This is a genomic window from Nonomuraea sp. NPDC005650 (assembly GCF_040605375.1).
Taxonomy (GTDB): domain Bacteria; phylum Actinomycetota; class Actinomycetes; order Streptosporangiales; family Streptosporangiaceae; genus Nonomuraea.
Genome location: NZ_JBEXCR010000042.1, coordinates 1 through 18,780, shown reverse-complemented (window position 1 = coordinate 18,780; position 18,780 = coordinate 1). Strand labels below are relative to the sequence as shown.

Below are 18,780 nucleotides of genomic sequence, written 5' to 3'. Positions count from 1 at the left end.
GTCATGGACCGTGTGAAGATCGACCTCACCCCCGTCCAGGGAACGATGCTCGCTACCCTGTACGCCAGGGCGCTGGACAGCCGCACCCCGCACCCCATCCTCGGCGACCGCACCGCCGAGGAGGTGGTCGACCGAATCGACTACGACTGGCGCAGGACCGGCACCCGGGCACCATGGGATGCCGCCATGCTGGCGCTGCGCGCCCGCCAACTGGACCGCTGGACCGGCGAGTTCCTGTCCGCCCACCCGCGGGCGACCGTGCTCCACCTGGCCTGCGGCCTGGACACCCGGGTGCACCGGCTGGCCCCGGAGCCGTCGGTGCGCTGGCTGGACGTCGACTACCCCGAGGTCGTCGACCTGCGCCGCCGGCTGCTGCCACCACCTGCGGGCGACTACCGGATGCTCGGCGCCTCGGTCACCGACGAGGACTGGCTGGAGCAGGCACCCGCCGACCGGCCGGTGGTGGCCATCTTCGAGGGCCTGACGATGTACCTGCACGAGGAGCAGCTCAGACAGCTGATCCAGCGGATCTGCGGGCGTTTTCCCAGCGGGCAGCTGCTGTTCGACTGCTTCAGCAAGAGGCTCGTCCGCTGGAGCCGTGCGTGGGGCCGGATGGGCGGCTCGCTGCGCGAGGTCACGCAGAGCTGGCACTGGGGCCTCGACGACCCGCGGGAGCTGGAGGGCTGGCACGCGGGGCTGTCGTACGTGGACGACCTGTACGTCGTCGACCAGCCCGACCTGGACCGGCTCCCGACCGCGGCCCGGCTCGGCCTGTGGCTGACCGCACGCGTCCCCGGCGGCCACGACAGCGGCAGAGTCCTGCGCTACCGGTTCCAGACCCTTCCCTGACCAAGACCACGCCATCCCGTTGGCCGCCCTCCACGCGGTACCGGCGCGCGGTCAGCGCCCGGGCCGCCGGGCGACCAGCACCTCGCTGACCAGTTCCTGCTCCCACCGGCCGACCGGATTGTCGGCGAGCAGCGCCCGCCGCAGCGTCTCGACGAAGGCGGTCAGTCGGCCGCCCAGCCTGGCGGGCGAGCTGTAGGAGTAGGACAGCTGGAGCCCGATCAGCCCATCCACGTCCCAGGACAGCCGCCGGCGGAACACCCGGGACTCCACACCGCTGAACGGCGAGGCGGCCAGCAGATCGCGATGGTGCTCGCCGGTGGCGTGGAAGGAGTTGGCCGCGGTGCGGATGTCGAGCCCGAACTCCTCACATACCCGCCTCTCGACCGGCTGCCACGGTTGCGAGTCCGGCTGCCACGGCTCTCCCCGCTGCCTGGCCGGCCCGACGAGAGCCACCGCGCCGCCGCGCGGCAGCAGCTCGCCCAGCTCCGCCAGCACGGACCTGCGGTCCATCCAATGAAACGACCGCCCCATCACCACCTGCTCGAACGGCGGCAACACCCGCAGAATGGTCGAGTCGCCATGCAACCAGGTGATGTTGGCGACGTCCTCGGCCAGCCGCCTCCCCTCGGCGAGCATTTCCCGCGCCGGGTCCACCGCGAGCACCGCCGTCACCCGCCGCGCCAGCGGGATCGCGATCGTCCCGGGTCCACAGCCGAGATCCAGCACCCGGCTGCCCGCGCCGAGCGCTCCCACCAGGTACCCGATCGCCGCCCGGCCGTAGCCCGGACGGTATTTGGCGTAGTACGGCGCCGCCCCACCGAACAGGTCCTCCACGGACGGGACCATAGACGAGCTCCGGCAAACCCTGCACGCCAGCCGACCCCGACCTCACGCGATGATCACGTCACCGCCACCACGGCCTGCCCAAGCCGGGATGGCCCGGTGCCGGCCCCGGCCGCCGTCCGCACGTACAGCACCGACCGCCGGCCCGCCGCCACTCCACCAGCCCGGCGTTCAGCAGCACCCGCACCTGCTGGCCCACTGACCCCAACCCCTGCCCGGTCCCGCTGGGTCGTGCTCACGGCGGCACTGGCCGTCGAAGTCGCGTGTGCCCCGCCTATGGACCCACGGGCGGGGCCGACTTGGATGGGGTCGCGTTTACTGCCTCAACCAGGTGCGGACCCTGGTGAACACCCCCGTGCGGCGGTGAACTGAGACCCCGCCGGAGGCGGATTGAGCTGTAACACCCGGGGGCGCCTTCCGGGTGTTACAGGCCTTTTCGTGTGCGAACTGGCCGCAGGGAGGCCGGTAGAGGGCGTGAGCTAGCAGCAGCTCTTCGAGGAGTTGACCGGTTCGACGGTCAACTCGTCGGCCGATGCCGTGGCTGGGGCACAGCAGGCGGAATCGGTTTCCTTGGTCAGGGTGTCGGCGTCTCCCTTGACCACGTACACCTCCCATGGCTCGGCACCGGGGCCGTGCACCCAGACCTTGTCCTGGAGGGCGTGGCAGCAGGAGGTGTCGTTCTCCTCGAAGGTGGCCAGCCCGGCGTCCTTGAGCCGCTGGGTGGCGGCGTTGACCTGGGTGGTGTCCTCGACCTCGACGCCGAGGTGGTCCATGCGGGTCGGCTCGCCCTCCTCCCCCTCGATGAGCACCAGCTTGAGCGGGGGTTCGGCGATGGCGAAGTTGGCGTAGCCGGGGCGGAGCTTGGCCGGTTCGGTGCCGAACAGCTTGGAGTAGAAGGTGATCGAGCTCTCCAGGTCGGCGACACGGAGGGCGAGCTGGACGCGAGACATGACGATCTCCCATCGTTGTTTCGACGGATGTCTAAGTAGTGCCGAGTTTGCGCCCCTGCTTAGGAATCTGTCAAATTAGAGATATGTCGAAACAGGAGCTGCCGGTGCTCACCTCCGAGTGCTGCACCCCGCTGATCGCCGAGCCGATCACTGAAGACGAGGCCGCCGAGATGGCTCGCGTGTTCAAGGCGCTCGGCGACCCGATCCGGTTGCGGCTGCTGTCACTGATCGGCGCGCAGGAGAGCGGCCGCCAGGTCGGCGACGGGGTGTGCGTGTGCGAGCTGACCGTCGCCTTCGAGGTCACCGCGCCGACGATCTCGCATCATCTCAAAGTGCTGCGTGAGGCCGGCCTGATCGACAGTCAGCGGCGCGGCACCTGGGTCTACTACTGGATCATCCCGGCCACGCTGAAGCGCCTGACCGGCGTACTGGCCCTGCCCGAGACGCTTGTCGCGGACGCGCGGTGAATCTGGCACGCCGGGCGTTTGCCGAATTCGCCGGCACCGCCGCCCTGGTGGCAGTGGTGGTCGGCTCCGGCATCATGGCAACCGATCTGTCGCGTGACGTAGGTGTACAACTGCTGGCCAACAGCCTGGCCACGGCGGCCGGCCTGGCGGTGCTCATCTTGATCCTCGGACCCGTGTCCGGCGCGCACTTCAATCCGGTCGTCTCCGTGGCGGCCTGGGTACTCGCCCGACGCGACGCTGCCCCGGCGATGCGCGGACGGGAGGTGGCGGCCTACGTTCCCGCCCAGGTCGCCGGAGCCGTCGCGGGGGCCGTCCTGGCGAACGCCATGTTCGCGCTCCCGGCGGTTCAGATCTCGGCTCGTGACCGGTCGGCCCCTCACCTGCTGCTGGGTGAGGTGGTGGCCACCGCGGGGCTCATCGTGGTCGTCTTCGCGTTGGCCCGGCAAGGCCGCGCCGCGCTGTCCCCCGTCGTGGTCGGTGGCTACATCGGCGCCGCCTACTGGTTCACCAGCAGTACGAGTTTCGCCAACCCTGCTGTCACCCTGGGCCGGGCCTTCACTGACACCTTCGCCGGGATCGCCCCCGCTTCGGCACCCGGCTTCATCGTCGCCCAGTTGGCCGGTGCCGCGCTCGGTGGCCTGCTGCTGGTCGTGCTCTACCCGAACAGCCCGCAGTCCGGTGCGGAGCCCGTTCCTGGCTCCGCCTACCAGGCCGCCGCCGATCAGCCTCGATAGGAGAATCCCGTGTCCGACCAGATCGATGCGCCGCCGCAGGTGTTGTTCGTGTGCGTGCACAACGCGGGCCGCTCCCAGATGGCCGCCGCCTTCCTGACCCACCTGGCCGGCGATCGGGTACGCGTGCGTTCGGCCGGTTCCGCGCCCGCCGATCAGGTGAACCCGGCCGTCGTGGAGGCGATGGCAGAGCGTGGCGTCGACATCTCCGCCGAGATCCCCAAGGTGCTCACGGTCGATGCCGTTCAGGCCAGCGACGTCGTGATCACCATGGGTTGCGGCGACGCCTGCCCGATCTTTCCCGGCAAGCGCTACGAGGACTGGGTGCTGGACGACCCGGCCGGCCAGGGCGTCGAAGCCGTGCGCCCGATCCGGGACGCGATCGAGGCCCGCGTACGTGCGCTGATCTCCGATCTCACCTCCACTCCCGCGGACACGGCGACCAGGTGAGAGTCACCACGAACCTGGACGGGGCGACCCACGGGCCACTCATCGAGTCAATGCGTGCCGCCCACGCTGATCAGGTGCTGGCCGTCTACCAACTCGGCATCGACGAAGGCCAGGCCACTTTCGAGACCACCGCCCCGACCTGGCCGCAGTTCGACGCGTCCAAGCTGCCCGACCACCGCCACGTCGCTCTCGGCACCCTCGCTGGCATGCCTGGTCGGGTACTCGGCTGGATCGCCGCATCGACCGTCTCGGACCGATGCGCCTACGCCGGAGTGGTCGAGCATTCGGTCTACGTGCACCCCGGTGCCCGCCGCCGTGGCGTCGGCCTGGCGCTGCTGCGGGCATTGATCGCCTCTACTGAAGCCGCAGGCATCTGGACCGTTCAGTCCGGCATCTTCCCCGAGAACACCGCCAGCCTGGCCCTGCACGCCCGCGCCGGATTCCGGGTGATCGGCACCCGCGAACGCATCGGCCGACATCACGGCATCTGGCGGGACGTCGTACTGATCGAGCGTCGCAGCCCCATAGTTACCTGAACTCACCGCCGAACCCGGCTGCCCTCATCCCGGCATGAGATGGCTTGGCCTGAGGCTTCACCTTTCGCGCGAAGCTCCCGAAGGCCGGACACGCTGTGACACCAGGCGGTCATGGCGATCATGTGGTCCGGCTCGGGCATGGCGGCGCGGTATCAGCACGTGTCAGACGGCATCCGGCAGACCGTGGCCAAGCAAGTCGGGGGTCTCATCTGGGAGGCAGACAGGGGCTCTGGAAAGGCTAACTGAGACCCAAACTGAGACCCGAATAGCGAAAGGGGCCGACTTGGATGGGGTCGGCCCCTTCGCGTTTACTGCCTCAACCAGGCGCGGAGGATAGGGGATTTGAACCCCTGATAGGTTGCCCTATACACGCTTTCCAAGCGTGCGCCCTCGGCCACTAGGCGAATCCTCCGTCGACGAGCTTACCGGACTTCTGGGCGTGCGCGGACCACCTTTTCCGGGGTGGAGCAAGCACTGCGTGATCCGGCTAGACTGTGCAGGGACCCCTCGCGCGGCGTCATCCTGTGAACCTCCCCAGGGCCGGAAGGCAGCAAGGATAAGCGGGCTCTGGCGGGTGTGCGAGGGGTCTCTTCGTTGAGAGCCCCCTCGCAGGCGGGATGGTCGCATGAGCCTTGCGCTTTACCGCAAGTACCGGCCCGGGACGTTCGCCGAGGTCAAGGGTCAGGAGCACGTCACAGACCCGCTGCGGCAGGCGTTGCGTACGAGGCGGATCAACCACGCCTACCTGTTCAGCGGTCCTCGCGGGTGCGGCAAGACCTCCAGCGCCCGCATCCTGGCGCGTTCTCTCAACTGCGAGCAGGGGCCGACGCCCGACCCGTGCGGTGTCTGCGAGTCGTGTGTCGCGCTCGCCCCGACCGGTCCCGGCCACCTGGACGTCATCGAGATCGACGCCGCCTCGCACGGTGGCGTGGACGACGCGCGTGACCTGAGGGAGCGGGCGTTCTTCGCCCCGGTCTCCGCGCGCTACAAGATCTACATCATCGACGAGGCGCACATGGTGACCCGCGAGGGTTTCAACGCGCTGCTCAAGCTCGTCGAGGAGCCCCCGCCGCACCTGAAGTTCATCTTCGCGACGACCGAGCCGGAAAAGGTCATCGGCACGATCAAGTCGCGTACGCACCACTACCCGTTCAGGCTGATGCCGCCCGCGACGCTCAAGGCGCTGCTGGAGGAGATCCTCACCTCCGAGAGTGTGCCCTTCGAGCCCAATGCGCTGCCCCTCGTCGTGCGGGCGGGCGCGGGCTCGGCGCGTGACTCGCTGTCGATCCTCGACCAGCTCCTCGCCGGGGCCGAGGAGGACGGCATCACGTACGCCAAGGCCGTCTCCCTGCTCGGCTACACGGACGGAGACCTGCTCGACGAGGTCGTCAACGCGTTCGCGGCGCGTGCCGGCGGGCAGGTGTTCCACGCGGTCAACCGGGTGATCGAGGGCGGCCACGACCCCCGCCGCTTCGCCTCCGACCTGCTCGAACGCTTCCGTGACCTGGTCATCCTGGCGAACGTCCCCGAGGCGGCGTCGAGCGGCCTGCTCGACCGGCCCGCCGACGAGCTGGAGCGCCTGGTGCAGCAGGCCGCCTCGATGGGCCCGGCGGAGCTCACCCGGGCGGCCGAGGTCTTCAACGCCGGTCTCACCGAGATGCGCGGCGCCACCTCGCCTCGGCTGCTGCTTGAGCTGATGTGCGCCCGTGTTCTGCTTCCGGGCGCGGCGCAGGGCGAGGAGGCGCTGCTCGCCCGCGTCGAACGCCTTGAGCGTGGTGGGGCCGTCGCCCAGATGGCCGCGAGAGCCGCCGCCCCGGTCGCCTCCGCACCGGTTGCATCCGTTCCGGTCGCATCCGTTTCCGCCCCGCCGGTTTCCGGCCCGCCCGTTTCCGGTTCGGCCGTTTCCGGTTCGGCTGGTACGGCCTCCGTGCCCGGTCCCGGTGCGGTGCCTGTTCCTCGGCCGGGTGCTTCGTCCGGTCAGGGCGGCGCCTCGGCTCCGGCGGGCGCTGGGGGTGCGGGTGAAGTGGCGGCCCCGGCCGCTGCCGGTTCCGGTGCCGCGGGGGCTGGCGACTGGCCCGAGACCGCTCGTCCGGGCTCGCCTTCCGTGACGCAGGCGGCCCCGGCCGTGAGCGCGCCCCAGGCGGCAAGCGGCGGACAGCCCAGCGCTGGCGCTCCCGTCGGCGGTGGCGCTCCAACCGGCGGTGGCGCGGGTGCCATTCAGGCGCAGTGGGCCGCCGTGCTGGCCGCGCTCAAGCAGCGCAGCATCGTCGTCTGGGCGAACGTGAGCACCAACGCCCAGGTCGTGGGCGTGGAAGGCAACGTCGTCACCCTGGGCTTCACCCAGGTCGGCGCGATGAAGAACTTCACGGGCGGCGGCAAGGACGCCGTCGTGGCCAGCGCGCTCGTCGACGTGCTCGGCGGCACGTGGCGCGTCGAAGCGGTCGTCGGCGGCTCCCCGGCCCCGTCCCGAAGCGCTCCCCGCCCGCCGTCGCACGGCGGCCCGGCGGGAGGCCACGGCGCGGCGCCCGGTTCGACCGGCCCGCACGCAGCCGCGCCCTCCGGCCCGCCCGGACCCGCCGGCGCCCACGGCGTTCCCGGTGCCCACGGCGTTCCCGGCGCCCAGGTCGGGCCGGGTGCCCAGGGTGCTCAAGGCGGGTCGGGTGCTCACGGCTCTCAAGGGCGTACGGCCTCGCACGGCGGGTCCCAGGACGACGGGGACGCTCAGGAGCCTGGCCCGGGCCACCCCCCGGCTGAGGCCAACGGGCATCAGACCACGGACGAGTCCTGGCCCGACGCCCCCGACGACCTCAGCCCCGGCTCCCCGCCGGCCCCCGACCCCACGAACACCGTCTCCGCCGCCGCCCACCAGCCCTCCGGCGCGGCAGTCGGGAAGGGGCTGGCCGCCGCGAGGTCGGCGGCCAGGGCCGCGGCCCAGGCGGGTCCCCGCGTCCCGGCCGCCCGTGGCGGCGCCGCGGCCTGGCCGGAGACCGTCCCGAGCCGTAGCAAGGGCCCGGAATCGGACGACGTCGACCCCCTGAACGACGCCGACGCCGACGTGGACGCGGTGTCCGGCATGGCCCTGCTGGAACGTGAGCTCGGCGCACAGGTGATCGGCGAGATCGACCACACCTGAGGCCGCATCCCATGGCCGCGGGTGAGGTCGCGCCTGTGGTCGTGCCAGAGGTTGCGGATGAGGTTGCATCCGTGGTCACGAGTGGGGTCGCATCCGTGGTCGTGCGAGAAGTCGCGCGAGAGGTTGCACCCGTGGTCGTGTGAGAGGTTGCGCCCGGTGTCGTGCGTGCGACCGCACCCAAGGCCGCGCCCGGGATCACACCCGAGATCACGTCCGAGGCCGTGCCTGGGCGTCAGGGGCAGAGGCGGGAGCGGGCGGCCGCGGAGCGGGGGTCGGTAGGGGGGAGGGCGGCCAGGCGCTCCAGGACCTCGTAGTCGTCACGGCCGTTGCAGGTCTGCGCGTACGCCCACAGCTCCTCCGGCGACCCATGCCGCAGCAGGCAGGCGCGTACCTGCGCCTCCAGCTCGTCCCGTTCGCGGCGGAGCTCCGGAGACTCCGAGCGGAGCAGCAGCGGGCCCCGGTAGGCGCGGGCCAGCGCGCGCGTGTCGTTCGCCGACAGGTGGCGGCGGACCTCCAGGAAGTCGGCCTCCACCGGGCAGGTCAGCCGGTACGGCTTGGCCGCGATGGCCTCCCCGAGCTGGGCCCGCAGCCGGTGGATCTCGGCCCTGATGGTCACGGGGTTGCCGTAGTCGCCGTAGAGGTGGAACGAGAGCTGCTCGGCCGTCAGGCCGTGCGGATGCAGTGCGAGCAGCGCCAGGATCTCGGCGTGCCGGAGCGAGAGCGGCCGGTCGAGCTCGCCGAACGTGGCCACGGGCTGCCCCTCGCCCAGGAAGGACAGGGCGAGCGTGGGCGGCGCCGCGGACGGCGTGAGCCGCAGCAGGAAGCCGTCGGAGAACGGTTCGAGCACGGCGGCGGACCCGTCCTGGAGTATCACCCGATGGCCGGACAGGCGGATGCGCTCGCCCAGGGTGCCGGCCGGGTCGCCGGAGAGCACGCGGCCGGTGGACGACAGCAGGACCCCTGGCCGCCCGCGCAGGGACTCGAAGCGGCGGCGCAGGCGCTCGTCGCGTTCGTGCATGCGCAGCGCGAGCTGGGTCTCGGTGAGCTTGGCCGTGGCGGCGACCAGCGCGACGGTGGCGGGGTGGAGGCTGCGCGAGGTGCCGCTGACGTCGACGCAGCCGACGATCAGGCCCGAGTCCGGGTCGGTGATCGGGGCGGCGCTGCACGACCAGATGTGCAGCACCCGCATGAGGTGCTCTTCCGAGTACACGTGCACGGGCAGGCCCGCTTCGAGCGCGGTGCCGATGCCGTTGGTGCCGACCGTGCCCTCGGCCCATTGGTGCCCGTCGGCCAGACCGATCTGGTCCGCCTGGCGCAGGATCGCGTGGTCGCCCTCGCGCCACAGCACCCGCCCGTCCCCGTCGGTGACGATCAGGACCTCGCCGGCCAGGCTGGAGAGCGTCTGGGCGATGAGGGGCAGCAACGGCTGCAGGAGATGCTCCTGGCGGATGTCCTTGATGCGGGAGAGGTCGACGACCAGGGGAGCGCTCTTGCTCTCCGGATCGATCCCGGCCTCCATCGACCGTTGCCAGGAGGCGGTGATCAGGCGGCGGGGCAGCTCCGGCCGCGGGCCGCCGGCCGCCGCCGCTTCGTGCGCTCCGCGTAGCAGGCGCGAGTACGCATCAAGGTGGGCGTAACTCATCGGTCACTCCAAGTAGTCACCAAAGAGCATCCGTCTTGAAGGCGGTCCGCGCAAGTCATTCGGGGGGATTGCAGAGGGTGATTGAATGAACGCAACGTGTGTGCAACGTTCAAGTCGTTAACGTCCTGTGGCAACGCGTCGGCGTGGTGCGGCCGCTCCGCCGACGTGGTGGCCGGGTCTCGGACGCTGGAGGGGGGCCGAGATCCGGCCAAAAAACATCCCAGGTAGGGCGGCACCAGTACAGGACGACGCCCAAACCCCGTAGGCTCGTGGCAGTCAAGAACGCGGAGCCACGAGGAGCGCACGACGGTGAACCCAGGGGATGTCAACCTGCAGCAGCTGCTGGAGCAGGCCCAGCTCATGCAGCAGCAGCTTGTGAGCGCCCAGCAGGAGCTCAACGACGCGCAGATCGAGGGCTCATCGGGCGGTGGCCTGGTCACGGCCGTGGTCAACGGCTCGGGCGAGCTGCTGGAGCTCAAGATCGACCCGAGCGTGATCGACGCCGGGGATGCGCAGGACACCGCGGACACGATCGCCGACCTGGTGATCGCGGCCGTCCGCGACGCCGTCCGCGCGGCCGCCGACCTGCAGCAGGAGAAGCTCGGCCCGCTGGCCCAGGGACTGGGTGGCGGCGGCCTCGGACAGCTGCCAGGGTTCTAGGCATGTACGAGGGTGTCGTCCAGAACCTGATCGACGAGCTGGGCATGCTGCCCGGCGTCGGTCCCAAGAGCGCGCAGCGGATCGCGTTCCACCTGCTGGCGGCCGATCCAGCCGACGTCAAGCGGCTGGCGCACGCCCTGCTGGAGGTCAAGGAGAAGGTCCGCTTCTGCCGGGTCTGCGGAAACGTGGCCTCGGAAGAGGAGTGTCGGATCTGTCGTGACCCGCGCCGCGACACCCACGTGATATGTGTGGTGGAGGAGTCGAAGGACGTCGTCGCGATCGAGAAGACGCGTGAGTTCCGCGGCACGTACCACGTGCTCGGCGGCGCGATCAGCCCGATCGACGGCATCGGCCCCGACGACCTGCGCATCCGCGAGCTCATGACACGTCTGGCGGACGGCCGGGTCACCGAGCTCATCCTCGCCACCGATCCCAACCTCGAGGGCGAGGCGACGGCTACCTACCTCGCCCGTCTGGTCAAGCCGATGGGCATCAAAGTGACACGACTGGCCAGCGGTCTGCCTGTTGGCGGTGACCTCGAGTACGCCGACGAGGTGACCTTGGGCCGCGCGTTCGAAGGACGGAGGCTGCTGGATGTCTGACCAGTGGAGTGCGCTGGCGGAGGAGATCTCCGGTCATGCGCAGGACTACGTTGACGGCCTGACCAGGGTCGCGGGCGGCGAGGGCGGAGACGCCATCTGGTCGCTGCTGCTGGTGGAGGTCGCTCAGGTCAGCCTGGCCGGCGCCAAACTCGGGGCCAATCGTGACGTGATCCTCGCGGGCAACTACGAGCCGGCCATGAGCGAGGATCCCGACATCGACGGCGTGCGCACCGCGCTGGCCGAGCGGCTGGGGCCGGTCGACGACTACGCCGAGGTGTTCGACCCGTACAAGGACACCGGCGTCACGCCCTACCGGCTCTCCGACGACCTGACCGCGGTCGCGGCCGACCTCATCCACGGCCTGCGCCACTACCACGCGGGGCGGCCCCACGAGGCGCTCTGGTGGTGGCAGTACTCCTACTTCAACACCTGGGGCAACCACGCGGGCGCCGCGATGCGCGCGCTCCAGGCTCTGGCCGCGCACTCGCGCCTGGACGTCGCCGAGGAGACCACCGTCTGATCGTCCAGATAGTGGTACGGCCCATCGGGTTCATGAGAAGCCCCCAGTAGACTGGCACCTCACAGTCCAGACCGGGAGACTCTCGTGGCGCTCGTTGTGCAAAAGTACGGTGGTTCGTCCGTCGCCGACGCGTCCTGCATCAAGCGGGTCGCGCAGCGGATCGTCGCGACGAAAAAAGCCGGCAACGACGTGGTCGTGATCGTCTCCGCGATGGGCGACACGACGGACGAGCTGCTCGACCTGGCCGAGCAGGTGTCGCCGCTGCCCCCGGGCCGCGAGCTCGACATGCTGCTGACCTCGGGCGAGCGCATCTCGATGGCCCTGCTGGCGATGGCGATCGCCAACCTCGGCCACGAGGCCCGTTCGTTCACCGGCTCGCAGGCAGGCGTGATCACCAACTCCATCCACGGCAAGGCGCGCATCATCGACGTGACGCCCAGCCGCATCCGTGAGGCGATCGATCAGGGCAACATCGCGATCGTGGCCGGGTTCCAGGGCGTGTCGCAGGACACCAAGGACATCACCACCCTGGGCCGCGGCGGGTCCGACACCACGGCGGTGGCGCTGGCGGCGGCCCTGCAGGCCGACGTCTGCGAGATCTACACCGACGTCGACGGCGTGTTCACCGCCGACCCGCGCATCGTGCCCGCGGCGCAGCAGATCCCCAGGATCTCGTACGACGAGATGATGGAGATGGCCGCCTGCGGCTCGAAGATCCTGCACCTGCGTTGCGTCGAATACGCCCGGCGGTTCGACCTGCCGATTCACGTGCGCAGCTCGTTCAGCACCAAGGAAGGCACCTGGGTCATCTCCGACCCTTACACCGAAGGAACCGAGATGGAGCAGCCGATCATCTCCGGCGTCGCGCACGACCGGAGCGAGGCCAAGATCACTGTTGTCGGGGTCCCCGACAAGGTCGGAGAGGCTGCCTCGATCTTCAAAACGCTGGCCGACGCCGAGATCAACATCGACATGATCGTGCAGAACGTCTCGGCCGCGGCCACGGGCCGCACGGACATCTCCTTCACGCTGCCGACGGCCGACGCCCAGACGGCGCTGTCGTCGCTGAAGAAGATCCAGGGCCAGATCGGTTACGAGTCGCTGCTCTTCGACGACCAGATCGGGAAGGTGTCGCTGATCGGCGCGGGCATGCGCTCGCACCCCGGCGTCACGGCGACGTTCTTCGCGGCCCTCGCCGACGCGGGGGTCAACATCGAGATGATCTCCACCTCGGAGATCCGCATCTCAGTGGTCGTCGAGCAGGACGGGGTCGACACGGCCGTGCAGGCCGCCCACCGCGCGTTCAAGCTCGACGCCGACCAGGTCGAAGCCGTGGTGTACGGAGGTAGTGGACGATGAGCGTCGTGTCGCAGACACGCCCAAGTAGAAACGTCAATCTCGCCCTGATCGGCGCCACAGGAGCCGTAGGCTCCGTAATGCGCGACATCGTGTCGTCGCGTGAGGACATCTGGGGCGAGATCCGTCTCGTCGCCTCGCCGCGTTCGGCGGGCAAGGTGCTCCAGGTGCGCGGCGAGGACATCGTCGTGCAGGCCCTCGCGCCCGAGGTGTTCGACGGCATCGACATCGCGATCTTCGACGTGCCCGACGAGGTGTCGGCGGTGTGGGTGCCGATCGCGGCCGAGCGCGGCGCGATCGCGATCGACAAGTCGGGGACGTTCCGGATGGAGCCGGACGTGCCGCTGGTCGTGCCCGAGGTCAACCCGCTCGACGCCCGCACCCGGCCGCGCAACATCATCTCGACCCCCAACTGCACGACGCTGTCGATGATGGCGGCGATGGGGGCGCTGCACGCCGAGTTCACGCTCACGGAGCTGGTCGTCGCCTCCTACCAGGCGGTGTCGGGCGCCGGCGTGGCGGGTTCGGCGCGGCTCTACGACGAGATCGAGGCGCTGGCGGGCGACCGTACGGTCGGCCAGGCGGCCGGTGACGTACGCAAGGTGCTGGCCAACAAGCTGCCCGACGACTCGCCGTTCCCCGCGCCCATCGCGTTCAACGTGGTGCCGTGGGCCGGCTCCTACAAGGACGGCGGCTGGGCCTCCGAGGAGCTCAAGCTCCGCAACGAGTCCCGCAAGATCCTCGGCATCCCCGACCTCAAGGTCTCCGCGACCTGCGTGCGCGTGCCGGTGATCACGACCCACTCGCTGGCCGTGCACGCGCGGTTCGAGCGCGAGATCACGGTCGCCGACGCGCACCGCGTCCTTGAGGCGGCGCCGACGGTGGTCCTCATGGACGACCCGGCCAACGGGGTCTTCCCGACGCCCCTCGACGTGGTGGGCAACGACCCGACCTACGTGGGCCGCATCCGTCAGGCGGTCGACTTCCCCAACACGCTCGACCTGTTCGTGTGCGGGGACAACCTGCGCAAGGGTGCGGCGCTCAACGCGGCGGAGATCGCCGAGCTGGTCGCCGGCGAGCTGTAGTCCCGTCCGGATGGTGTGACGCCGTGCGTTCCGCGCGGCGTCCGCCGTCCGGGCTGTCCGGGGTGGTGTGACGCCGTGCGCTCCCCGCGCGGCGTCCCTTCACCGGGCCTTGTCAGCAGGCCCTGTCACCGGAAGAGGATGTCCCAGTGGTCGCTCTCGTCGGCGAAGATCGTGCCTGAGCCGGAGCGGTAGAGCCGGGAGCCGTCGCTGCGCACGCCGGCCTTCGCGTGGTTGCGCGTGATGTGCCGGTCGATGCAGCCGTTGTGGGAAATGTCGAGCTTGTAGCCGTTGCCGTGGCTGTACTGGCCGGACGCGTGGCCCGCCTCCGTGCCGCCGGTCACCATGATCGGGCAGCCGCTCTCGCGCTTCAGCTCGATCATCCGGGCGATCGTGCCGGTCCGCACCGAGTCGAGCGACGTGCAGTGGTGCACGTGCTTGCTGGAACAGTTGCCGGTCGACTTCGTCCGCACGCCCCCGCTCCTCAGCCAGTCGGTGGCCAGGGCGTGGGACATGTGCATGGCCCCGTAGCGCGGCAGGACACGCGTCAGATCGACTTCAGCGCGCCTGTGCGCCGCGCGCGGCCGTATCCGGGCGATCCGTGCCACCCCGGCACGTGCGCGGCTCCTCGCGGCTTTGGTGGCCGTAGATCGCATCGCCGTCGACGACGGGTCGATGATCGCGAACTGTGCGGGCCGGCGCACGCGGGCCGTCCTCCAGTCGTCGGCCGGCGCCTCCGCCCACCGGTCCCGTGTGGCGGACGATCCGCCAAAGGGCCAGTCCGGCGTGTCGGCGACCGCGTCACCGGCCGCCATGAGCCGTTCGAACCCCCAGGGCCCGTCCGGTCGCGGCCCGACCTCGTACTCCGAGTCGTCGGGTCCGGCCATGTTCTGGCTGTCCGGCCCAGGCGCCCCATCGGGGTGGGTGGCGGCTGAAGCGGCCGAGGCCAGCGCGATTATGGTTATCTCAATGCCGAGCAGTGCGACTACAGCGAGGCGCACTGTTCCACGTATCCACATGTCGATGCCTTTTCGCGGAAATAGCCCTTCCGCCTGAAACGACAATCCCACCTTTCACAGGAGATAACTCATGCCGCAGGTGCAACTTTGCCTTGTGGCGGTGATCACCGTGCGGCTACATGACCTTGGACTGGAAAACCTGCTAACTTGGACTGCTGCTATGGGCCTGACTCAACACGACAGCCGGACAGCAGCCTGATGAGCGGGTTTTCTGCTCGACGCCCCTTCACGACGTAAAGTGACGAACGTGTCCGAAGCCCGAAACCGAGGATCGGAGAGCACCCGAGACGTCATCGTCGAGACGGCATTGCGGTTGTTCAGGGAGCGCGGTTTCGACGCGACCACGATGCGTGCCATCGCCGCCGAGGCCGGGGTGTCCGTGGGCAACGCCTACTACTACTTCGAGAGCAAAGAGGCGTTGATCCAGGCGTACTACGGCCGCGCCCAGGCCGAGCACGAGGAGGCCTGCAGGGAGTTCCTGGCCACCGAGACGTCGTTCGCGGCCAGGTTGAGCGGCGTGCTACGCGAGTGGGTACGCGTTTCCGAGCCCTACCACGAGTTCGCCGTGAAGTTCTACAAGCACGCGGCCGAGCCGACCAACCCGCTGAGCCCGTTCAGCGCGCAGTCCTCCCCGGCCCGTGAGGCCTCCATCGGGATCTACCGGCAGGTCGTCGAGGGGTCGCGCGACCGCATGAACGCCGAGCTGCGCGAGGAACTGCCCGAGCTGCTCTGGCTGCTGTCCATGGGCATGGTGCTGTTCTGGGTGCACGACACCTCGCCGGGCTGCGCGCGCACCTACCGGCTGATCGAGGTGACGGTGCCGCTGGTGGACCGGCTGGTCGGGCTGTCGCACCTGCCGGGGCTGAGGGGGATCACGAAGGACTTCATCGCGGCGGTCCACGAGTTGCGGGCCTAGGACGCCATACCGGTCGGTTGGTAGGGTGAGCGTGGCCGAGGCTGGCTCGGAGGCGCTTGGAGGCCGCGCATGAGCAACTGGGGCATGACCATCCCCTTCTACGACCGCCCGCTGTCGAAGTCGCAGGAGCTGATCGCGGAGCTGCCCGGGCTGGGCTACACCGACGCGTGGTCCGCCGAGGTCAACGGGGCCGACGGGTTCGTGCCGCTGGCGATGGCCGCGCAGTGGGCGCCGGGGATCAGGCTGGGCAGCGCCATCGTGCCCGTCTCGACGCGCGGCCCGGGGCTGCTGGCCATGTCCGCGGCCACGCTGGCCGACCTGGCGCCCGAGCGGTTCGTGCTGGGCATCGGCGCCTCCTCGCCGGCGATCGTCGAGCGGTGGAACGCGGGACGCTTCGACAAGCCCTTCGCGCGCACGCGCGACACGCTGCGCTTCCTGAAGAAGGCACTGGCCGGGGAGAAGGTCTCGGAGACGTACGAGACGTTCGCCGTCAAGGGGTTCAAGCTGGAGCGGGCCCCCGAGCTCCCGCCGAAGATCGTGCTGGCCGCGCTGCGGCCCAGGATGCTCCACCTGGCAGCGGAGGAGGCCGACGGCGCGATCACGAACTGGCTCTCGCCCGACGACGTGCGCAAGGTGCGTGCCGAGATCGGGGAGGGCACCGAGCTGATCGCCCGCCTGTTCGTCTGCGTCAGCGAGGACACCGGCCGCGTGCGCGAGATGGCCAGGTGGATGCTGGCCACCTACCTGACCGTCCCGGTGTACGCCGCCTTCCACGACTGGCTGGGCCGGGGCGAGGCGCTGCGGCCCATGCACGAGGCCTGGCAGGCCGGTGACCGGCAGGCGGCGCTCAAGGCGATCCCCGACGAGGTGGTCGACGCCCTGATCGTGCACGGCGACGCGGCCACCTGCCGGGCCAGGATCCAGGAATACGTGGACAACGGGCTGGACACCCCCGTCCTCGCGCCCATCCCGGGCGGTGAGATCTCCATCGAGCAGGCCGTACGCGAGCTGGCCCCCAAGGCGTAGCCCCCGAAGGCGTGGCTCCCCAAGGCGTGGCTCCCCAAGCGTAGGAGGGTGCATGGACGACGTGCTCAGGCTGGACGCGGTCGGCCAGGCGCAGGCGGTCAGGGACGGGCAGTTGACGGCCAGGGAGCTGGCCGAGGCCGCCATCGCCCGCATCGAGGCCCGCGACGGCGAGCTGAACGCGGTCATCCACCGCCGGTTCGAGCGGGCGCTGGCGGAGATCGACTCCATCCCCAAGGAGGCGCCCTTCCGCGGCGTGCCCATCCTGCTGAAGGACCTCGGGTGGCGCGAGTCGGGCGAGCCCTACAGCGCGGGCTCGAACGTACGTGACGGCGTCGAGCCCGGCGTGGACGGCTACGGCGTCGTGAGCCTGCGCGAGGCCGGGTTCGTGCTGCTCGGGCGGACGAACACCCCGGAGTTCGGCAGCACGATCACCACGGAGCCGGTGGCGTTCGGGCCCACTCACAACCCGTACGACCCGGCGTACTCGGCGGGCGGCTCGAGCGGGGGCTCGGCGGCGGCGGTGGCGGCCGGGATGGTCGCGGTGGCCACCGCCAGCGACGGCGGCGGCTCGATCCGCATCCCCGCGTCCCTGTGCGGCCTGGTGGGGCTCAAACCGACGCGTGGGCGCGTGAGCCTGGGGCCGGTCATGGGAGAGGGGTGGAGCGGGTTCTCGTGCCCGGGATTCGTCACCAGGACCGTGCGCGACACGGCGGCGGCGCTCGACGTCGTGTCCGGGCTGCGGTCCGGCGACCCGTACGACGCCCCCGCGCTGCCCGGTCCGCTGGCCGACGAGGTGGGCAGGGAGCCGGGGCGGCTGCGGGTCGGGTTCGTCACGAGGCATCCCAACGGGGCCGTGCCCGAGGTGCCCGCGCTGGCCGAGGCGGTGACCAGGGCCGCCGCGCTGCTGGAGGCGCTCGGCCACGACGTCGCGCCCGGCGGCCCCGGGGCGCTCGCCGAGCCCGAGTTCGGCCAGTACTTCGGCGCCATCGTGGCCGACAACCTCGCCGCGCACGTGAACAGCCTGGGCGAGCTGCGCGGCGAGCCCGTCCGGCCGGAGGAGCTGGAGCCACGGAACGTCGCCATGCTCGGCGCCGCCCGCACGCGCAGCGCGGCCGACCACATCCTGGCCACCCAGTGGGTGGACGGCTACCGCCGCCGCATGGCCGCGTGGTGGAGCGCGGGCCACGACCTGCTGCTGATGCCCTCGCTGGGCGTCGAGCCGTTCCCGCTGGGCTGGATCCCGCCGGAGGACCTCAGCGTCGCGTTCGGGCGGACGGCGCACGCCGTGGCCTTCACCTCGCCGATCAACGCGACCGGGCAGCCGGCCATCTCGTTGCCCCTGCACAGCACCGGGGCCGGCCTGCCGGTGGGCGTGCAGCTCGTGGCGGCGGCCGGACGGGAGGACCTGCTCGTCCGGGTGGCCGCGCAGATCGAGCAGGCCAGGCCGTTCGAGCACGCGGCGCTGCGCTGATCCTGCCGGGCGGTCAGGAACTCGTGGCGGTCCCGACGCGTTATGTCGTGAGAAGCCGGGGGTAGGGGGTTCCTCATGATGGCGAAGGCAGCACGGACGGCGGCGGCTTGGCGGACTTACCGCGAGGTGACCAAGCCTGGGTCGCCCGGTCTGATGACCAGGGTCCGGGCGATCCCGCGGATGGTCGGCGCGGTCATGCGCGGACAGTACGCGGGCATGGGCAAGAGCAGGCTCGCCCTGCTCGGACTCGGCGTGGTCTACATCGTGTCACCCGTCGACGTGGTGCCCGACTTCCTGATGATGATCGGCGTGGTCGACGACTTCGGCGTGTTCCTGTGGCTCGTCGCCACGCTGCTCGGCGAGAGCGGGCGCTTCGTCGAGCACGAGCGGAACGTCATCCAGGCCAGGCTGGTCGAGGAAGAGGGCTAGATCCAACGCCGTTCAGTTAGGGCTGGGGTAGCGCGTCAAGGGCTGGCCGGGATCATGTTGATGCTGATGGTGGCTTTGTAGGTGGTCCGGTCGATGGC

The 18,780-nt window shown here is 70.4% G+C and carries 19 protein-coding genes, 1 tRNA gene and 1 other RNA gene; 16 read left to right on the top strand and 5 right to left on the bottom strand.

Going from position 1 to position 18,780, the window contains the following annotated elements; genetic code table 11:
• The first annotated feature begins 3 nt into the window (after positions 1-3).
• Positions 4-849, top strand: a complete 846-nt coding sequence (locus ABZS69_RS50205) for a class I SAM-dependent methyltransferase (RefSeq protein ID WP_355386966.1) — start codon at positions 4-6, stop codon at positions 847-849.
• 51 nt (positions 850-900) lie between these two features.
• Here ABZS69_RS50205 and ABZS69_RS50200 read toward each other — a convergent pair whose 3' ends face one another.
• Complete coding sequence (locus tag ABZS69_RS50200) at positions 901-1,683, bottom strand: class I SAM-dependent methyltransferase (protein WP_355386963.1); 783 nt, start codon at positions 1,681-1,683, stop codon at positions 901-903.
• A gap of 488 nt (positions 1,684-2,171) precedes the next feature.
• A complete protein-coding gene (locus ABZS69_RS50195) occupies positions 2,172-2,642 on the bottom strand; it encodes an ArsI/CadI family heavy metal resistance metalloenzyme (RefSeq protein ID WP_355386960.1) in 471 nt (156 codons plus the stop codon).
• Positions 2,643-2,725: 83 nt separating this feature from the next.
• Here ABZS69_RS50195 and ABZS69_RS50190 point away from each other — a divergent pair, with 83 nt between their 5' ends.
• From ABZS69_RS50190 to ABZS69_RS50175, 4 genes are all read left to right on the top strand, one after another.
• Entirely contained in the window at positions 2,726-3,109 is a 384-nt protein-coding gene (locus ABZS69_RS50190) for a metalloregulator ArsR/SmtB family transcription factor (protein ID WP_355386957.1), read from the top strand.
• On the top strand, positions 3,106-3,843 hold the full coding sequence (locus tag ABZS69_RS50185; protein WP_355386954.1) for an aquaporin: 738 nt from the start codon (positions 3,106-3,108) through the stop codon (positions 3,841-3,843). The genes ABZS69_RS50190 and ABZS69_RS50185 overlap by 4 nt, the downstream gene beginning before the upstream one ends.
• A gap of 21 nt (positions 3,844-3,864) precedes the next feature.
• Entirely contained in the window at positions 3,865-4,290 is a 426-nt protein-coding gene (locus ABZS69_RS50180) for an arsenate reductase ArsC (protein WP_355387229.1), read from the top strand.
• Between the two features lie 74 nt (positions 4,291-4,364).
• Positions 4,365-4,826, top strand: a complete 462-nt coding sequence (locus tag ABZS69_RS50175) for an N-acetyltransferase family protein (protein ID WP_355386951.1) — start codon at positions 4,365-4,367, stop codon at positions 4,824-4,826.
• A 327-nt stretch (positions 4,827-5,153) separates the two neighbouring features.
• Here the strand turns inward: ABZS69_RS50175 and ABZS69_RS50170 are convergent.
• Positions 5,154-5,238: transfer RNA gene (locus tag ABZS69_RS50170), tRNA-Ser, on the bottom strand.
• Positions 5,239-5,324: 86 nt separating this feature from the next.
• Here ABZS69_RS50170 and ffs point away from each other — a divergent pair.
• Together ffs and ABZS69_RS50160 are read left to right on the top strand one after the other, a co-directional pair.
• Positions 5,325-5,420: signal recognition particle sRNA small type (gene ffs, locus ABZS69_RS50165), an RNA gene on the top strand.
• Between the two features lie 31 nt (positions 5,421-5,451).
• Positions 5,452-7,959, top strand: a complete 2,508-nt coding sequence (locus ABZS69_RS50160; protein ID WP_355386948.1) for a DNA polymerase III subunit gamma and tau — start codon at positions 5,452-5,454, stop codon at positions 7,957-7,959.
• Between the two features lie 232 nt (positions 7,960-8,191).
• Here the strand turns inward: ABZS69_RS50160 and ABZS69_RS50155 are convergent, their stop codons facing one another.
• Positions 8,192-9,601: a GAF domain-containing protein gene (locus ABZS69_RS50155; RefSeq protein WP_355386946.1), complete on the bottom strand. Its 1,410-nt coding sequence runs from the start codon at positions 9,599-9,601 to the stop codon at positions 8,192-8,194.
• Between the two features lie 309 nt (positions 9,602-9,910).
• On the opposite strand from ABZS69_RS50155, the gene ABZS69_RS50150 reads away from it, so the two are divergent.
• The 5 genes from ABZS69_RS50150 to ABZS69_RS50130 all read left to right on the top strand — a co-directional run bounded on the left by ABZS69_RS50150 (position 9,911) and on the right by ABZS69_RS50130 (position 13,824).
• Complete coding sequence (locus ABZS69_RS50150; protein WP_139629532.1) at positions 9,911-10,261, top strand: YbaB/EbfC family nucleoid-associated protein; 351 nt, start codon at positions 9,911-9,913, stop codon at positions 10,259-10,261.
• A gap of 2 nt (positions 10,262-10,263) precedes the next feature.
• Positions 10,264-10,863, top strand: a complete 600-nt coding sequence (gene recR / locus ABZS69_RS50145; RefSeq protein ID WP_319708229.1) for a recombination mediator RecR — start codon at positions 10,264-10,266, stop codon at positions 10,861-10,863.
• Positions 10,856-11,383 carry a DUF5063 domain-containing protein gene (locus ABZS69_RS50140; RefSeq protein WP_355386941.1) on the top strand — a complete coding sequence of 176 codons (528 nt, stop codon included), beginning with the start codon at positions 10,856-10,858 and terminating at the stop codon, positions 11,381-11,383. The genes recR and ABZS69_RS50140 overlap by 8 nt, the downstream gene beginning before the upstream one ends.
• A gap of 84 nt (positions 11,384-11,467) precedes the next feature.
• Complete coding sequence (locus ABZS69_RS50135) at positions 11,468-12,742, top strand: aspartate kinase (RefSeq protein ID WP_355386938.1); 1,275 nt, start codon at positions 11,468-11,470, stop codon at positions 12,740-12,742.
• On the top strand, positions 12,739-13,824 hold the full coding sequence (locus tag ABZS69_RS50130) for an aspartate-semialdehyde dehydrogenase (protein ID WP_355386935.1): 1,086 nt from the start codon (positions 12,739-12,741) through the stop codon (positions 13,822-13,824). Before ABZS69_RS50135 ends, ABZS69_RS50130 begins: the two co-directional genes overlap by 4 nt.
• A 125-nt stretch (positions 13,825-13,949) precedes the next feature.
• Here ABZS69_RS50130 and ABZS69_RS50125 read toward each other — a convergent pair whose 3' ends face one another.
• Positions 13,950-14,708, bottom strand: a complete 759-nt coding sequence (locus ABZS69_RS50125; RefSeq protein WP_355386932.1) for a hypothetical protein — start codon at positions 14,706-14,708, stop codon at positions 13,950-13,952.
• Positions 14,709-15,087: 379 nt separating this feature from the next.
• Between ABZS69_RS50125 and ABZS69_RS50120 the strand changes: the two genes are divergently transcribed.
• The 4 genes from ABZS69_RS50120 (at position 15,088) to ABZS69_RS50105 (ending at position 18,682) form a co-directional block, all read left to right on the top strand.
• Positions 15,088-15,756, top strand: a complete 669-nt coding sequence (locus ABZS69_RS50120; protein WP_355386929.1) for a TetR family transcriptional regulator — start codon at positions 15,088-15,090, stop codon at positions 15,754-15,756.
• Positions 15,757-15,825: 69 nt separating this feature from the next.
• On the top strand, positions 15,826-16,782 hold the full coding sequence (locus tag ABZS69_RS50115; RefSeq protein WP_355386926.1) for an LLM class F420-dependent oxidoreductase: 957 nt from the start codon (positions 15,826-15,828) through the stop codon (positions 16,780-16,782).
• Positions 16,783-16,834: 52 nt separating this feature from the next.
• Positions 16,835-18,253, top strand: a complete 1,419-nt coding sequence (locus ABZS69_RS50110) for an amidase (protein ID WP_355386923.1) — start codon at positions 16,835-16,837, stop codon at positions 18,251-18,253.
• A gap of 153 nt (positions 18,254-18,406) precedes the next feature.
• On the top strand, positions 18,407-18,682 hold the full coding sequence (locus tag ABZS69_RS50105) for a YkvA family protein (RefSeq protein ID WP_355386920.1): 276 nt from the start codon (positions 18,407-18,409) through the stop codon (positions 18,680-18,682).
• Positions 18,683-18,780: the final 98 nt, after the last annotated feature.

Bases quoted from the DNA above. Each gene is read 5' to 3' on its own strand.
- ABZS69_RS50110 (WP_355386923.1), top strand. From the start codon at position 16,835: ATGGACGACGTGCTCAGGCTGGACGCGGTCGGCCAGGCGCAGGCGGTC.
- ABZS69_RS50140 (WP_355386941.1), top strand. From the start codon at position 10,856: ATGTCTGACCAGTGGAGTGCGCTGGCGGAGGAGATCTCCGGTCATGCG.
- ABZS69_RS50115 (WP_355386926.1), top strand. From the start codon at position 15,826: ATGAGCAACTGGGGCATGACCATCCCCTTCTACGACCGCCCGCTGTCG.
- ABZS69_RS50105 (WP_355386920.1), top strand. From the start codon at position 18,407: ATGACCAGGGTCCGGGCGATCCCGCGGATGGTCGGCGCGGTCATGCGC.
- ABZS69_RS50130 (WP_355386935.1), top strand. From the start codon at position 12,739: ATGAGCGTCGTGTCGCAGACACGCCCAAGTAGAAACGTCAATCTCGCC.
- recR (WP_319708229.1), top strand. From the start codon at position 10,264: ATGTACGAGGGTGTCGTCCAGAACCTGATCGACGAGCTGGGCATGCTG.
- ABZS69_RS50205 (WP_355386966.1), top strand. From the start codon at position 4: ATGGACCGTGTGAAGATCGACCTCACCCCCGTCCAGGGAACGATGCTC.
- ABZS69_RS50195 (WP_355386960.1), bottom strand. From the start codon at position 2,642: ATGTCTCGCGTCCAGCTCGCCCTCCGTGTCGCCGACCTGGAGAGCTCG.
- ABZS69_RS50155 (WP_355386946.1), bottom strand. From the start codon at position 9,601: ATGAGTTACGCCCACCTTGATGCGTACTCGCGCCTGCTACGCGGAGCG.
- ABZS69_RS50160 (WP_355386948.1), top strand. From the start codon at position 5,452: ATGAGCCTTGCGCTTTACCGCAAGTACCGGCCCGGGACGTTCGCCGAG.
- ABZS69_RS50125 (WP_355386932.1), bottom strand. From the start codon at position 14,708: ATGGCCGGACCCGACGACTCGGAGTACGAGGTCGGGCCGCGACCGGAC.
- ABZS69_RS50190 (WP_355386957.1), top strand. From the start codon at position 2,726: ATGTCGAAACAGGAGCTGCCGGTGCTCACCTCCGAGTGCTGCACCCCG.